Below are 14,716 nucleotides of genomic sequence, written 5' to 3'. Positions count from 1 at the left end.
CTATTGATGGCGGGCGATATAATCGCAGACCGTGTCGACCTCCTCAGCCGACCCGAAGATGAGGCTGGTGCGCCCGTGATAGGTTTGCGGCTGCTTTTCGAGGATCGGCTGATGCCCGTCCGATGCCTTTCCGCCCGCTGAAGCGCACAGGAATGCAATGGGGTTCGCTTCATAGACATGGCGCAGACGTCCCTGCTCATAGCCGGGACGCTGATCGTCCACATAGAAGAACAAACCGCCCTTCTGCAAAATCCGGTGCAGTTCGCCGACAGCCGCCCCCAGCCAGCGCATGTTGAAGTCCTGCCCGCGCGGGCCGGCCTTGCCTTGCAGGCAATCGTCCACATAGGCTTTCATGCCCGGCCGCAGATGGCGGTAGACGGAGGCGTTGTAAGCGAGCTCGGCGGTTTCGCGGGGAAGCATGACCTTCTCCGCGACGATCAAGAACCGCCCGCTCTCAGGGTCCATGGTGGCAAACACCAGCCCCTCGCCCACCGAGAAGCCAAGATCGACGGAATTGCCATAGGAAACATAACCTGCCGCGACCTGCTCGCGCCCCGGCTGCAGGAAGGGATCGACCCCGGCCCGATTGGGCAGAATAGAAAAGAGCGTCCCCAGGGGCGCGCCAAGCCCCACATTGCCGGAACCATCCAGGGGATCGATTGCGACGGCATAGTTTCCACCGGCCTGCCCCATGATGGGCAGTTCCGCTTCCTCTGATAAGACTTGTGCGGCTCCGGCAGCGATAAGCAGATCGACGAAAAGCCGGTGCGAGCCGACGTCGATGCTCTTCTGCCGGTCGCCATCGGTGTTCGAGCCGACCAGCCGGCCCGGATCGCCCGGAAGCTTGCCTGCCGCGATGCGCTTCGACAAAACCGCGGCACCGCGAAGGATCGCCTTAAGCAGTTCCGCGACCGCTTGGCGGTCGGTGTCGCCGCCCGCCCAGCCGGACAGATAGCGCTCCACCGGCTTATGGTTCAGCGCGCTGACGTCGCCTTCCAGCTCGAGCTTCAGATCAGGCAACGGATTCATGGACCGCACCTGTCACTTCACGGACGCGCTCGATGATCGCTTCCCTGGTGATGCCGAATTTTTCATAAAGCACTTCGGCAGGGGCGGACGCGCCGAAGCCGTCCATGCCGATGACGTCGTCCTCGCTCTCGACATATCGGGTCCAGCCGAACTTGGATGCGGCCTCGATGGCAAGCCTTGGCGCACTGCCGAGAATCTCGCGGCGATACTCCCGAGGCTGCGCTTCGAAGAGGTCCCAGCTCGGCATCGAGACGACCGCCGCAGCGATCCCCTCCTTTGCGAGTTCTTCCGCCGCCGACACGGCCAGCGCGACTTCCGTGCCTGTCGCCAGCAGCGTCACGTCACGCTTACCCGCCGTGTTCCTGATGACATAGGCGCCCTTGGCGGAACGGTTTTCCATTTCCGGCTCCCGCCGAAGCTGCGGAACGTTCTGCCGGGAAAGCGCCAGGACCGAGGGCTTGTTACCGTCGCGCAATGCGATTTCCCAGCATTCCAGCGTCTCGACCGCATCCGCTGGGCGAAACACATGCAGGTTCGGCAAGGCTCTGAGGCTCGCCATATGCTCGACCGGCTGGTGCGTGGGGCCATCTTCGCCAAGCCCGATGGAATCGTGGGTGAGCACATAGACCACCCTCGTTCCCATCAGAGCCGAAAGCCGGATGGCATTGCGGCAGTAATCGGAGAACACCAGAAAGGTGCCGCCATAGGGAATGATGCCGCCATGCACCGCCATCCCGTTCATAGCCGCGGCCATGGCGAACTCACGCACGCCGTAGCTGACATAGCGCCCAGGAGAGCTGGCGGTGAAATCCGTATCGACAGCTGCCACCCGCGTCAGGTTGGAATGGGTCAGATCGGCAGAACCGCCCAGCATTTCCGGCAGCGCGGCGGTCAGCGTCTCGAGCGCGATCTGGCTGGCCTTGCGGGTTGCGACGGCTTGCGGCGCTTCGAAAAGCCGCGTCCGGGCTTCCGCAATGGCCTTGTCGAAGCTCTCCGTCAGCGATCCCTGCATGCGCCGCTGGAATTCCGCGCCGAGCGTTGGCTCTGCCGCCGCCAGCCGATCCGCCCATTCACTGCGCGCCGTCTGCCCCCGCCGCCCGATGGCGCGCCATTCCTGCAAGAGATCAGCAGGTATTTCAAAGGGCGCCGAGGTCCAGCCAATGGCGGCCTTGGCGCCAACGGCTTCCGCTGCCCCAAGCGGCGAGCCATGGGAGGAATTCTTGCCCGCCTTCGTCGGCGCGCCGAAACCGATGACGGTCTTCAGCGCGATCAGCGACGGCTTGCTCTCCTCCGCCTTCGCCTGGGAAATAGCCGCGTCAATGGCGGCGTGATTATGGCCGTCCACCCGCTGCACATGCCAGCCGCACGCCGCCAGCTTGGCCGGCACATCCTCCGTGAAGGAGACGGAGGTGGGGCCGTCGATGGTAATGGAATTGTCGTCGTAAAGGACGATCAGCTTGCCGAGACCGAGATGACCGGCAAGCGAAACGGCCTCCTGCCCGACACCCTCCATCAAGCAGCCATCGCCGCAGAAGACATAGGTGCGGTGATCGACAAGGCCCGCGCCGAAAACATCGGAGAGATGGCGCTCGGCAATGGCCATGCCGACGGCTCCAGCCAGCCCCTGCCCCAGCGGACCCGTCGTCGTCTCGACGCCCGGCGTATGCCCATATTCAGGATGGCCCGGCGTCTTCGAACCCCATTGGCGGAAATTCTTCAGCTCATCGAGCGTCACGCCTTCGTAACCCGTCAGATGGAGCAGGCTGTAGAGCAGCATGGAGCCATGCCCGTTCGACAGCACGAAACGGTCGCGATCCGGCCAGGACGGGTCCGCGGCGTCAAATTTCAAATGATTGGAAAACAGCACCGCAGCGGCGTCTGCCATCCCCATCGGCATACCGGGATGGCCCGAATTGGCCGCCTCGACGGCATCGATGGAAAGCGCGCGAATGCAATTGGCCAGCTCGAAAAGGCCGGATGTCGATTTGGGCATGTGAAATTCCTCCAATCAGATTCTCATTACGCCAAATGGGGCGAAATCACAACAATCAATCTCAAAATCACATTTTTTATGATGATTTTGTGTCACATTATCGAGAGCGGCACGGGATCGCCTGAGCCAGCAGTCGAACGCATCAGCAACGAAACGCTTGTCGAAAATCTTGCTTCCGCTGTAAGCAGGAGGCTCACATGGAACGAAGCACACTGGATGGAGGAGAGCGGAATGACCAAGATACTCAACGACGTAGAGGATTTTGCGGCTTCAGCCCTTGCAGGCTTTGCCAATGTCTACAGCCGCTACGTCCATCTCGTTCCAGGCGGTGTCATCCGTTCGACCAGAGTGCCGCGCGGCAAGGTTTCCGTGATCGTCGGCGGCGGTTCCGGCCACTATCCAGCCTTTGCAGGCTATGTGGGCCCCGGCATGGCCGATGCGGCGGTTGCCGGTGAGATCTTCGCCTCTCCCTCGACCGCGGCCATCGCGCGGGTCTGCCGCAAGGCCAATCACGGCGGCGGCATCCTGCTTGGCTTCGGCAATTATGCCGGCGACGTGCTCAATTTCGGCGTCGCCGCAGAGCGGTTGCGGGCAGAGGGGATCGATATCAGGATCGTGACCGTCACCGATGATGTCGCGAGCGCGCCCGCCGACCGTCACATCCAGCGCCGCGGCATTGCGGGGGATTTCATCGTGTTCAAGATCGCGGGCGCCGCCGCCGAAGCAGGAATGTCGCTTGACGAAGTGGAACGCGTGGCTCGCCATGCCAATGCGCGAACCACTTCGCTCGGCGTCGCCTTCGGCGGATGCACGCTGCCGGGCTCAAAGGAGCCGCTCTTCACGGTGCCCGCAGGCCGGATGGCAATCGGCCTTGGCATCCATGGAGAGCCGGGGATTCAGGAAACCGATCTCGTCTCGGCGACGGAGCTCGCAAGCCTCCTCGTCAGCACCTTGCTGAAGGAACGGCCCGCCAACGCAAAACGGGCGGCGATTTTGCTCAATGGCCTCGGCGCGACCAAATATGAGGAATTGTTCGTCCTCTGGAGCGCCGTGGAGAAGACGCTGCGGTCTCATGATGTCGCGATCGTGGGCGGCGAAGTCGGTGAACTCGTCACCAGCCTCGACATGCAGGGCTGCTCCCTCACCATCACCTGGCTAGACGATGAGCTTGAACAGCTATGGCTCGCCCCCTGCGACACACCCGCCTTCCGGCGCGGAGAATCCTTCCGGACTGAGAGAATTGAGGCGGTTCCGAGCGCCGAAGACGAAACATCGGCCTTTCCTCCTTCGTCGGAGGTTTCCAGACGCGATGCGGCCTGCCTTGCCGCCCTCTTCGGCACAATCGTCGATGTGCTTGATAAAAGCGAGCAGGATCTCGGCCGGATGGATGCCTATGCCGGCGATGGCGATCATGGTCAGGGCATGCGCCGGGGCGCCACCGCGGCGAACAAGGCGATCCATGCGGCTATCGAAAGCGGTGCCGGGGCAAAATCGGCCCTCGCGGCAGCGGGCGACGCCTGGGCGGACCGGGCGGGCGGCACATCGGGCGCGATCTGGGGCTTGCTTTTGAGATCGTGGAGCAGCGCGTTCTCCGATACCGACGGTCTGGATGCGTCCGCCATTGCTGAGGGCGCGCGCGCCGCGGTCAACGACGTCACGCGAATCGGCGGCGCGAAAATAGGCGACAAGACGCTGGTCGATGCCCTCATTCCCTTCGTGGATACCTTGGAAAAAGGCATATCGGAAGGGCAATCGCTGGCAAATGCATGGACCAATGCCGCCGCGGTCGCAGAGGCAGCAGCGGAGGCGACAGCGCCCCTCTCCCCCCGCCTCGGCCGCGCCCGCCCGCTCGCGGAACGCAGCATCGGCCATCCCGATCCGGGCGCCATGTCGCTCGCCCTGATAGCCAAGGCCATCGCGACCCGCATTGGCGAGCATCGGGGCTGATGGGGTTTTAGGGTATTTTGTTTTTAAACGGAAGCATCGGCGGGACAGTACCCCCCTCTGCCCTGCCGGGCATCTCCCCCTCAAAGGGGGAGATTGGCTGATATCGCGGTCCGCGTCCATTTTGCAAGGTTGGCGATTGGTGCCAAGCGTCGATGAAGGCGTAATCTCCCCCCTTGAGGGGGAGATGTCCGGCAGGACAGAGGGGGGTGTCTCGCGATTCCATCAAAACACAATCGGCACTAGACGCGCGCGGGATTGCCTGATCTCCGGCTTTCCTCGGTTCCCGCCATCTCCAACACCCCATTCACATGGGTGCGCTCCTCCATATACCCGATCAAATCCTTGATCGTGACAAGCAACAGACCATGCTTCCTTGCAAAGAGCATGAGTTCAGGCAGCCGCGCCATCGTCCCGTCGTCATTGGCCACCTCGCAGATCGTGCCGGACGGATAGCGCCCGGCCAGCCTGCACAGATCGACGGCGGCTTCGGTATGCCCCGGACGACCGAGAACGCCCTTGGGATTGGCTCTCAGCGGAAAGATGTGCCCCGGACGGGCGAAGTCCTCGGGGCGGGCGCCATCGTCAACCAGCGCCCGGATGGTTTTGGCACGGTCAGCGGCGGAAATGCCTGTCGTGGTGCCCGGAATATAATCGACCGAAACCGTGAATGCCGTTTTATGATATTCGGTGTTGCGCGGCACCATCAGGGGCAGATCGAGCGCGTCCAGCCGCTCGCCTTCCATCGCCACACAGATCAGTCCGCGGGCATGGTTCATCATGAAAGCGACCGTCTGCGGCGTGATGCTGTCCGATGCGATAATGATATCGCCTTCGTTTTCACGATCCTCGTCGTCGACAACGATGACCATTTCACCACGGGCAATCGCCTCGATTGCGTCTTCGATTTTAGAGATAGTCATTTCAAGCCTTTCAAGGGTTAGCCGGCTGGCGGCATCTTCGTGCCCGTGACCGAGCGCAAAATATCCCTTGGGCGAACAAAGCCACGCGCTGCCGGCACGAGGGGCGGCAGCCACAGCATTGCTCTCTTCCATCCGGACTATACCGTCGGCTCCGGCATCGCACCGGATCTGCTGACCTCTCGGGGATCATCCCGAAAGCGCTCGCGGGCTCCGGGATCTCTCCCGATACCGCCGGTGGGGAATTCCACCCCGCCCTGAGAACGCTGCTTAGATAATTTAAGCGGCCATCAAAATGCAAGACGGTAGGCGCAATTTCAGTGGGCAAGGCGAACGGCGTCACTTTGGCTTCGCGCGTTCGGGAAAATGATTCTAATCGGGCAATTGACAAATGTCATCTTCTCTCCGAATATTGTAAAAAACGGCCGAGGGAGGGGCACTCGGCTACGACCCGGCGCGGGCCGGAAATGGGGAGGAGCTCAGCGTGGAATATCTGCTTGAGGTCGATGGGCTGCGTAAGTCCTTCGGCGGTGTGACCGCCCTGTCGAACGGGCGTCTCCAATTGCGGGCCGGGTCGGTTCATGCCTTGTGCGGCGGCAATGGCGCGGGGAAATCCACATTCCTGAAAATTCTCATGGGAATTTACACGCGCGATAGCGGATCCATCCGCCGCCGCGGCGTGGAGGTCACCTATTCCACCCCTGCCGAAGCGCTTGCCGCAGGCATTGCCATCATCGAGCAGGAGCTGAGCCCGGTTCCGCATATGACGGTTGCCGAGAACATCTATCTCGGACGTGAACCGTCCGGCCGTTTCGGAAGCATCGATTTCAAGACGATGAACCGGAATGCGCAAGTCTTGCTGGACAGGCTCGGATTCGACATCCGCCCGTCGCAGCTGATGGTGAGCCTGTCGGTAGCGCAGGTTCAACTAGTGGAGATTGCCAAGGCGTTGAGTCACAATGCCGAAGTCATTTTCATGGACGAACCGACCTCCGCCATCGGCGAGAAGGAGGCGCAACAGCTGTTTGCCGCCATCGAACGTCTCAAGGCCGAAGGCAAAGGCATCGTCTACGTATCCCACCGCCTCTCAGAGATATTCCAGATCGCCGATTCATACACTGTATTCCGCGATGGAAATTATATCAGCAGCGGCAGCTTGGCAGAGATCGACCGGGCCGGACTGATCCGCATGATCGTCGGCCGGGAACTGGGCGAGGAATATATCAAGACCAATGTTCCGGGCAGTACGCCGGGCATAGAAGTCGCCGGGCTTACCGCGCCGGGCAAGATCGAGGATGTGTCGTTTACTGCCCATAAAGGCGAGATCCTCGGCATATACGGGCTGATGGGCTCCGGTCGAAGCGAGATATTCAATTGCCTGTTCGGACTCGATGCTTTCTCCAAAGGAAGCATCAGGATCGACGGCCGGGAGATCGCGGTGACCAAGCCGGCCGATGCTATGGCGCATGGCATCGCCTTCGTGACCGAAGACCGCAAGCTGACAGGGCTCAATCTCACCGACAGCGTCCGCAACAACATCTGCATGGCGAGCCTCCCGGCGTTCAGTCCCCGCTTCAATATGATCAGGCGTATGGAAGCCGATGCCACCAGGCGGATGATCGAGCGATTCCAGATCAAGGCAGCGCGCGACACGATGCCCGTTTCCGGCCTTTCCGGAGGCAACCAGCAAAAGGTCGTCCTCGGCAAATGGTTTCTTCGTAAGCCGAGGGTTCTGCTGCTGGACGAACCGACCCGAGGCGTCGATGTCGGCGCCAAGCGGGAGATTTACCGCATCATATGCGAATTCGCCGGGGAAGGCGGCACGGTCGTCATGATCTCCTCGGAGATCGATGAGGTACTGGGCATGTCCGACCGGATCATGGTCATGCGTCGCGGTCGGTCCGCAGGGATTTACAGCCGGGAACAGGCCGACGCGCAATCGCTCGTCCATCTGTCAGCCTGAACACCCGGCATCGCCGCTATTAGAGGGGTAGTTATCCGTGTCCACCCAGAATCACTCGCTCAGCGCCTGGCTCCACTCCGGACAGGGCAAACTGATCATTCAGGAATACGGGATTTTCGTCGCATTCGTCCTGCTGGCGCTGGTGCTCTCGATATCGAACGAATATTTCCTGACAGCCGGGAATATCTCCAACGTCCTTTTGCAAACCTCGATCAACGGCATCCTCGCCATCGGAATGACCTTCGTCATTCTGACGCGCGGCATAGACCTTTCGGTGGGCTCGGTTGTGGCGCTGGCGGGCATTGTCAGCGCAAGTTTCGCCACTACCTCATCGACATCAGGCGTCCCGGGCGCGCCCTACTCGGCTTTCCTCGCCCTTCCCATAGGGCTTCTGGTCGGGATTGCCTGCGGCGCGATTGTCGGCATCATCGTCTCGCGCTTTGCGGTGCCGGCCTTCGTCGCCACGCTTGGGATGCTTTCGGCGGCGCGCGGCATGACGCTGCTTTACGGCGGCGGGCGTCCGGTCCCTGCCCTGACACCCGAGTTCCGCTGGATCGGCACCGGCAATATTCTCGGCATCCCCATGCCGGTGGTGCTGCTGGCGATTGTCTTTCTGGCCTCGTGGTGGGTGCTGAACCGGACACGCTTTGGCCGCTATATCTATGCCGCCGGCGGCAATCCGCATGCAGCCATCACCTCGGGCATCAATGTCTCGCGGCTGCGCCTGCTGGTCTACATCATCTCGGGCGGTCTGGCCGGACTGGCGGGAATGCTGCTTTCGGCCCGGACAGGCTCGGCGCTGCCGCAGGCTGGCATTTCCTACGAGCTCGACGCCATTGCCGCGGTCGTGATCGGAGGCACCAGCCTCTCGGGCGGCGTCGGCCGCATCACGGGCACCCTTATCGGCGCCCTCATCATCGGCGTCATGAACAATGGCTTAGACCTGATGGGTGTCCAATCCTATTACCAACAGGTCCTGAAGGGCGCGCTGATCGTCGGCGCCGTCATGCTGGACCACAAACGAAATCAGGGCGCTTGAAGTCCCTGACAGAGGGGGGCGGCGAGCCGCATCCCGATATCCGGCGTCATCGGGCGGCCGGGGAAATCAACGGAGGAGAGAAAGAATGAAGAAATTTCTGATCGCGCTTGCCGCGGCGACAGCCCTGATGGCCTCGCCAGCGGTGGCGCAGGACAAGAAGATCAAGGTTGGCGCCGCCGTCTACGGCCTAAACGCGGAGTTCATGCAGATTTGGTCGGCGGCCCTCGAAGAGCATCCGGCCGTCAAGAAGGGCGAAGTCGAGCTGACTGTTTTCGACGGGCGCTATGATGCGCTCGTCCAGCAGGAGCAGTTCAACACGATGATCACGCAGCAATATGATGCGATCATCTTCGTGCCCATCGACATCGAAGCCGGCGCCACTGCGGTGCAGGCCGCGCATGATGCCGGTATTCCCGTTATCGGCTCCAACACCCGCGTGAACTCCGATCTTCTCGCGTCCTATGTCGGTTCGGATGATACTGTCTCCGGTTACATGGAAGCCAAGACCGTCCTCGACAAAATCGGCTGCAAGGGCAATGTGGTGATCCTGGAGGGCCCAATCGGCCAATCCGCGCAGATCTCGCGCCTGGAAGGCAACAAGAAAGCGCTCGCAGAATGCCCCGACGTCAAGGTGCTGGAAGACCAGACCGCCAATTGGTCGCGAGCCGAAGCCCAGAAGCTGATGGAAAACTGGCTGACCGCCCATCCGGGCCAGATCAACGGCGTTATCGGTCAGAACGATGAAATGGCGCTCGGTGCCATCGAGGCCATCAAGGCCGCCAATCTGAAAACGGAGGACTTCGCCATTGCCGGTATCGACGGCATCACCGATGCCCTGCGCGCCGTCAAGGAGGGGACGATGACGAGCATCCTGCAGGATGCCCGCGCCCAGGCGCAGGGCGCGCTCGATCTGGCGATCTTCCACGCGAAAAAGGGGGACTACAAGCCGGAATCCGACATCTGGGCCCAATATCCTGACATGCCGTTCAATGACGGCAAGGACAAGGTCTACAACGTCCCCTGGACTCCGGTCACCGCGGAAAACGTCGATAAGCTGCTGGAAACCCGGAAGTAACCACACCGATGCGGGGCGAACATTCGTCCCGCATCGCCAACCGAGGCTTTAAAGAATGACCGAAGCAACGCCCCATATCGATCTTAATTTTCCGCTTTCGAACAAGGTCGCCCTGGTGACCGGTGGAGGTTCAGGCATCGGCGCGGCCATCGCGTCCGCCTTCGCCGCGAAAGGCGCAAAGGTCGCCATCCTTGACATCGACCTATCCATCGCCGCCGCCAAGGCCGACGCAATCGGCGGCAGTGCCAAGCCGTTTGCCTGCGACGTTTCCAAACCGGAATCGGTCAATAACGCCATTGCCGATGTGATCTCCGCCTTTGGGAGGATCGACATCGCGGTCAACAGCGCTGGCGTCGTGTTCCTCGCGCCGGCGGAGGAGCTGTCGCTCGACCATTGGAACAAAACCATCGATATCAACCTGAAGGGCACCTTCCTTATCACCCAGGCCGTGGGCAAGGCCATGATTGCAGCAGGCCAGGGCGGCAAGATCATCAATATCGCCTCGCAGGCCGGCACAGTCGCCATCGAAGAGCATGTCGCCTATTGCGCCTCGAAATTCGGGGTGATCGGCATGTCGAAAACCTTCGCCGCCGAATGGGGCCGTCACGGGATCAACGTCAACACCATCTCCCCCACCATCGTCCTGACCGAGCTCGGCAAAAAGGCTTGGGCGGGCGAAAAAGGCGAAGCCGCCAAAAAACGTATCCCGGCAGGCCGTTTCGCCTATCCGGAGGAGATTGCCGCGGCGGCGGTATTCCTCGCATCCGCCGGAGCGGACATGATCACCGGCGCCGACCTCCTGATCGACGGCGGCTATACGATACTGTGAGCGATTGGCTCAAAGCTTATAGGAGACATTATGCAGCGATTCATCAACAACTCCGATGAGGTCGTCGAAGATACCGTCAAAGGCTTTGTGAAAGCCCACGCCAATATTGTTCGCCTCGCGGAAAACCCGCGCGTGATCGCTGCCAGAAACGCGCCTTATCAGGGCAAGGTCGGCGTCATCACCGGCGGCGGATCGGGCCATGAACCCGCTTTCATCGGCTATACCGGCCGGAACATGCTGGACGCCGTCGCCGTCGGCGAATTGTTCTCGTCTCCCACGGCCAAGAGCTTTCATGACGCCATCAAGGAAGCCAATGGCGGCAAGGGCGTCGTTTGCCTCTACGGCAATTATGCCGGGGATAATATGAATGTGAAGATGGCGGTGAAGATGGCCGCCAAGGATGGGATCGAAGTGGCCACAGTCGTCGCCAATGACGACGTATGCTCGGCCCCCTTCGAAGAGCGGGAAAAGCGCCGCGGCGTGGCGGGCGAAATCTTCATGTGGAAAATCGGCGGCGCCAAGGCCGCCAGCGGCGCGTCGCTGGAAGAAGTGCGCGCCACCGCCCAGAAAGCCATCGACAATTGCCGCTCCATCGGCGTCGGCCTTGGCCCCTGCACATTGCCGGCGGTCGGGCATCCGAACTTCCAGATCGAGCCGGGCACGATGGAGGTCGGCATTGGCCATCATGGCGAACCCGGCGTGCGGGTCGAGCCCTTGAAGACCGCCGACGCGATTGCCAGGGACATGTGCAAGATCGTCCTTGACGACCATGATCTCCCCGAGGGAACCGAAGTCGCCGTGCTTGTTTCGGGCCTCGGCGCGACGCCGCTCAATGAACTCTATATCCTCAACGATACGATCGAAGCGGAAATCACCGGCCGCGGCCTGAAGATCTACCGCACCTATGTCGGCAACTACTTCACGTCGCTTGAAATGGTGGGCGCGACATTGACCGTCATGGCGCTCGACGCGGAACTCAAAGAACTTCTCGACGTGGAAGTTCAGTGCGCAGCGCTTCTGTAAGAGAATTGAGACATGCAGACATTCAGCAACGCCGCATCCGGTGACATCATTCTAGCTATAGCCGACCGGATTATTGAGAACCGGGCTTATCTCAGCGAGATCGACGGCAAGATCGGCGACGGCGACCACGGCGTCAACATGGCCAAGGGCTTCAGCATGGCCGCCGAACGCCTTCGCGGCAGGAACGTTTCGTTGAGCGAGTCCCTCGATACGCTGGGCACCGTGCTTATGACGGAGATCGGCGGGTCGATGGGGCCTCTCTATGGCGTCATGTTCACCGAATTTGCCGAGAAGCTCGCAGGCGTCGAAGAGATCGATGCGAAGGCGTTCAGTGAGATGCTTCATGCAGGCCTTGCCGGCATCCAGTCGATCGGATCTGCGAAAGTCGGCGATAAGACGCTGCTCGACACATTCGTGCCCGCTGTCGAAGCGTTCGACGCGGCGATCGCATCAGGGAAATCTTTCTCCGATGCGCTCGAAGCGCTCATCGCGGCAGCCGAACGGGGCCGCGATTCAACAATCCATCTTGTGGCAAAGATCGGCCGCGCCAGCCGGCTCGGCGAGCGTTCGCTCGGCGTTCTGGATGCGGGCGCCACGTCCTGTGCCATCATCTTGAAGGAACTGTCGCTCGGCGCGTCGCACAAGCTTCGCTGACCGCAAATTCTTCGGCGCTTTGCAAGCGAACGTCACTATCTGCATGGCCGGGCTCGATCCGGCCATGCGCTTATTGCGGAAAACCGCTTGAACCGGCCCCATATCGCGGTCATCTTCGACGCCGTTACAGGCGCGAACGCAGAGTTGCCAGACGGATGTCATCAGCGAAGAAAGCAGCAGTCAATAAAGCGGAGCTATCGGAGGAAACTGGCGCCATGCCGCTTCGCTATGGCGATGACCCCTATGTCTGGGCCTGCTGGCTATATTACGAGGAAGGCCGCACCCAAGGCGAAATTGCCGAAATCATGGGCATATCGCGCGCGACGGTGAACAGCTATCTCGCGGAAGCGCGGGAGCGGGGTATCGTCAACATCTCCATTGAGCCCGAGCGGCTCAGCGCATTATCCATCGCGCAGGAACTCAAGCGCCATTTCGGCCTTGCCGATTGCCTGGTCGTGCCGAGCGATGATGGATCGCGGGCGCTGATAGACCGCCTCGGCTCCGCTGGCGCACAGGCATTGGCGAAGCTCCTGAAGTCAGGAGATACGCTTGCGGTCGCCTGGGGCCGTACGACGCTGTCGATTGCAGAAAAACTGTCGGTTTCCAACCTTCAGGACATGACGGTGGTCCAGGCGACGGGCGGCACCCGCGCCACCTTCAGCTACACGCCGGAGCTTTGTGCGTCAGCGGTTGCCACGGCAGTCGGAGCCAAGCTGGTCAACATCACCGCGCCGGCAATCGTCTCCAGCGTGGAGGTCCGCACGGCACTGCTGCAGGAACCATTATTGGAAGAACAGTTCGCCGTCCTGGCACGCGCCAATAAGGCGCTGTTCGGTGTTTCGTCGCTTCGCCCGAATTCCACCATTCACACCAGCGGCTTTTTCGAATCCGTTTCTATCCAGGACTATCTGGCAAAAAAAGCCGTTGGTGTGGTGGCCGGCCGTTTCATCGATCCCCACGGGCATCCCGTAGCCGGTCTCCTCGATGAGCGGACCATCGGCATCTCCCTGGATATGCTGAAAAATATCGGAACGCGCATCGCTGTTGCCGGAGGATTCGACAAGGTACAGGCAATCTTGGCCGCGCTTCGGGGCGGATATATAAACGTGCTTGTCACCGACGCCGCGACGGGGCGCGGCATATTGAACGCCGATGGCGTGACAGAGTTCGATCAAAAGGCATCGCAGCGTTCGCGCGCTGCGGACGCAACCCAGCCTGCCGCCAATTTCCGTACGCACATCAAGAAGTTCCTCAACAATCCCAACGATGTGGTCGAGGAAATGCTTGACGGAGTCACCAAGGCGCATGCCAACTATATCCAGCCCGTAAAAGGCTCAAACCGGAGTCTGGTGGCAAAGCATGGCCCCCGAAAGGGCAAGGTCGGCCTCGTGATCGGCGGCGGCACCGGGCACGAGCCCTGCTTTCTGGGCTATGTCGGCAAGGGGCTCGCCGACGCTGTCGCCATTGGCAATATCTTTTCCTCCCCTCCCCCTGCCCCTATTCTGGAATGCGCGAAAGCGGCGTCCGGGGGCAACGGCGTCCTCTTCGTCTATGGCAATTATGCCGGCGATGTCATGAATTTCGAAATGGCGGCGGAAATGGCCCATGAGGAGGGCATAGAGGTCCGCACTGTTTTGACGACCGACGACATCGCCTCGTCACCCGTCGAAGACCGCGAAGGACGACGCGGCGTCGCAGGCAATATATTCGTCTTCAAGATAGCCGGGGCGGCCTGTGACAGAGGCCTCTCGCTCGCTGAATGCGAAGCTGTCACGCGCAAGGCAAACAACAGGACATTCACTATCGGAGTGGCGCTTGAGCCTTGTTCGCTGCCGCAAACCCGGCGGCACAATTTCGAAATCGGGCCTGACGATATCGAGATCGGCATGGGCATTCACGGTGAACGCGGCGTGGTGCGCGACCGGATGATGCCTGCGGACGAAATCACTGACCGGATCATGGACCGGATATTCTCCGAAATGACGGCGGTGCCGGGCGACCGCGTTGCCGTTCTCGTCAACTCGTTCGGAGCGACGCCGCTGATGGAGCTCTACATTCTGTTCCGGCGCGTCGCGCAGCGTTTGAAGGCCAAGGATATCGGCATCGAGGCAAGCTGGGTTGGGCATTACTGCACCTCGCTGGATATGGCGGGCGCTTCGATCTCGATCCTGCATCTGGACAATGAGCTGTCGGACTTGCTTCGCCATCCATGCGACACTGCATTTCTAAAAGTAAATTGAATTGCCG

At 61.0% G+C, this 14,716-nt stretch carries 11 protein-coding genes and 1 riboswitch; of the genes, 8 read left to right on the top strand and 3 right to left on the bottom strand.

The window, feature by feature from the left end; translation table 11 throughout:
- Positions 1 to 1,029: a class 1 fructose-bisphosphatase gene (locus ACOWVG_RS15775; RefSeq protein WP_420963270.1), complete on the bottom strand. Its 1,029-nt coding sequence runs from the start codon at positions 1,027 to 1,029 to the stop codon at positions 1 to 3.
- Positions 1,013 to 3,022 (bottom strand): transketolase, encoded by a 2,010-nt coding sequence (gene tkt, locus ACOWVG_RS15770; RefSeq protein ID WP_420963269.1) that lies wholly within the window; start codon positions 3,020 to 3,022, stop codon positions 1,013 to 1,015. The genes ACOWVG_RS15775 and tkt overlap by 17 nt, the downstream gene beginning before the upstream one ends.
- A gap of 231 nt (positions 3,023 to 3,253) precedes the next feature.
- Here tkt and ACOWVG_RS15765 point away from each other — a divergent pair, with 231 nt between their 5' ends.
- Positions 3,254 to 4,969: a dihydroxyacetone kinase family protein gene (locus tag ACOWVG_RS15765; protein ID WP_420963268.1), complete on the top strand. Its 1,716-nt coding sequence runs from the start codon at positions 3,254 to 3,256 to the stop codon at positions 4,967 to 4,969.
- 239 nt (positions 4,970 to 5,208) lie between these two features.
- Here ACOWVG_RS15765 and ribB read toward each other — a convergent pair whose 3' ends face one another.
- Positions 5,209 to 5,889, bottom strand: a complete 681-nt coding sequence (gene ribB, locus ACOWVG_RS15760) for a 3,4-dihydroxy-2-butanone-4-phosphate synthase (RefSeq protein WP_420963267.1) — start codon at positions 5,887 to 5,889, stop codon at positions 5,209 to 5,211.
- A 116-nt stretch (positions 5,890 to 6,005) separates the two neighbouring features.
- Positions 6,006 to 6,155: riboswitch (FMN riboswitch) on the bottom strand.
- A gap of 215 nt (positions 6,156 to 6,370) precedes the next feature.
- Here ribB and ACOWVG_RS15755 point away from each other — a divergent pair.
- The 7 genes from ACOWVG_RS15755 (at position 6,371) to ACOWVG_RS15725 (ending at position 14,709) form a co-directional block, all read left to right on the top strand.
- Positions 6,371 to 7,849 carry a sugar ABC transporter ATP-binding protein gene (locus ACOWVG_RS15755; protein ID WP_420963265.1) on the top strand — a complete coding sequence of 493 codons (1,479 nt, stop codon included), beginning with the start codon at positions 6,371 to 6,373 and terminating at the stop codon, positions 7,847 to 7,849.
- Between the two features lie 37 nt (positions 7,850 to 7,886).
- Entirely contained in the window at positions 7,887 to 8,888 is a 1,002-nt protein-coding gene (locus ACOWVG_RS15750; RefSeq protein ID WP_420963264.1) for an ABC transporter permease, read from the top strand.
- An 85-nt stretch (positions 8,889 to 8,973) separates the two neighbouring features.
- Positions 8,974 to 9,963 carry a substrate-binding domain-containing protein gene (locus ACOWVG_RS15745; RefSeq protein WP_420963262.1) on the top strand — a complete coding sequence of 330 codons (990 nt, stop codon included), beginning with the start codon at positions 8,974 to 8,976 and terminating at the stop codon, positions 9,961 to 9,963.
- A gap of 55 nt (positions 9,964 to 10,018) precedes the next feature.
- Positions 10,019 to 10,792, top strand: a complete 774-nt coding sequence (locus ACOWVG_RS15740) for a GolD/DthD family dehydrogenase (protein WP_420963260.1) — start codon at positions 10,019 to 10,021, stop codon at positions 10,790 to 10,792.
- A gap of 30 nt (positions 10,793 to 10,822) precedes the next feature.
- Positions 10,823 to 11,815 carry a dihydroxyacetone kinase subunit DhaK gene (locus tag ACOWVG_RS15735; RefSeq protein ID WP_420963259.1) on the top strand — a complete coding sequence of 331 codons (993 nt, stop codon included), beginning with the start codon at positions 10,823 to 10,825 and terminating at the stop codon, positions 11,813 to 11,815.
- A 12-nt stretch (positions 11,816 to 11,827) separates the two neighbouring features.
- Positions 11,828 to 12,469: a dihydroxyacetone kinase subunit DhaL gene (gene dhaL, locus ACOWVG_RS15730; protein ID WP_420963257.1), complete on the top strand. Its 642-nt coding sequence runs from the start codon at positions 11,828 to 11,830 to the stop codon at positions 12,467 to 12,469.
- A gap of 155 nt (positions 12,470 to 12,624) precedes the next feature.
- The gene (locus tag ACOWVG_RS15725; RefSeq protein ID WP_420963255.1) at positions 12,625 to 14,709 is read left to right on the top strand and encodes a bifunctional sugar-binding transcriptional regulator/dihydroxyacetone kinase subunit DhaK; all 2,085 of its coding nucleotides are present in this window, start codon (positions 12,625 to 12,627) and stop codon (positions 14,707 to 14,709) included.
- Positions 14,710 to 14,716: the final 7 nt, after the last annotated feature.

Origin of the sequence: Brucella sp. IR073 (assembly GCF_049065735.1) — a bacterium.
In the GTDB taxonomy this organism is placed as follows: domain Bacteria; phylum Pseudomonadota; class Alphaproteobacteria; order Rhizobiales; family Rhizobiaceae; genus Paramesorhizobium.
Note: the sequence above shows the minus strand (reverse complement) of the source record. Positions and strands in the feature narration are given on the sequence as shown.

Coding starts and splice junctions, on each gene's coding strand:
- ACOWVG_RS15775 (WP_420963270.1), bottom strand. CDS start 1,029: ATGAATCCGTTGCCTGATCTGAAGCTCGAGCTGGAAGGCGACGTCAGC.
- tkt (WP_420963269.1), bottom strand. CDS start 3,022: ATGCCCAAATCGACATCCGGCCTTTTCGAGCTGGCCAATTGCATTCGC.
- ACOWVG_RS15765 (WP_420963268.1), top strand. CDS start 3,254: ATGACCAAGATACTCAACGACGTAGAGGATTTTGCGGCTTCAGCCCTT.
- ribB (WP_420963267.1), bottom strand. CDS start 5,889: ATGACTATCTCTAAAATCGAAGACGCAATCGAGGCGATTGCCCGTGGT.
- ACOWVG_RS15745 (WP_420963262.1), top strand. CDS start 8,974: ATGAAGAAATTTCTGATCGCGCTTGCCGCGGCGACAGCCCTGATGGCC.
- ACOWVG_RS15740 (WP_420963260.1), top strand. CDS start 10,019: ATGACCGAAGCAACGCCCCATATCGATCTTAATTTTCCGCTTTCGAAC.
- ACOWVG_RS15735 (WP_420963259.1), top strand. CDS start 10,823: ATGCAGCGATTCATCAACAACTCCGATGAGGTCGTCGAAGATACCGTC.
- dhaL (WP_420963257.1), top strand. CDS start 11,828: ATGCAGACATTCAGCAACGCCGCATCCGGTGACATCATTCTAGCTATA.
- ACOWVG_RS15725 (WP_420963255.1), top strand. CDS start 12,625: ATGTCATCAGCGAAGAAAGCAGCAGTCAATAAAGCGGAGCTATCGGAG.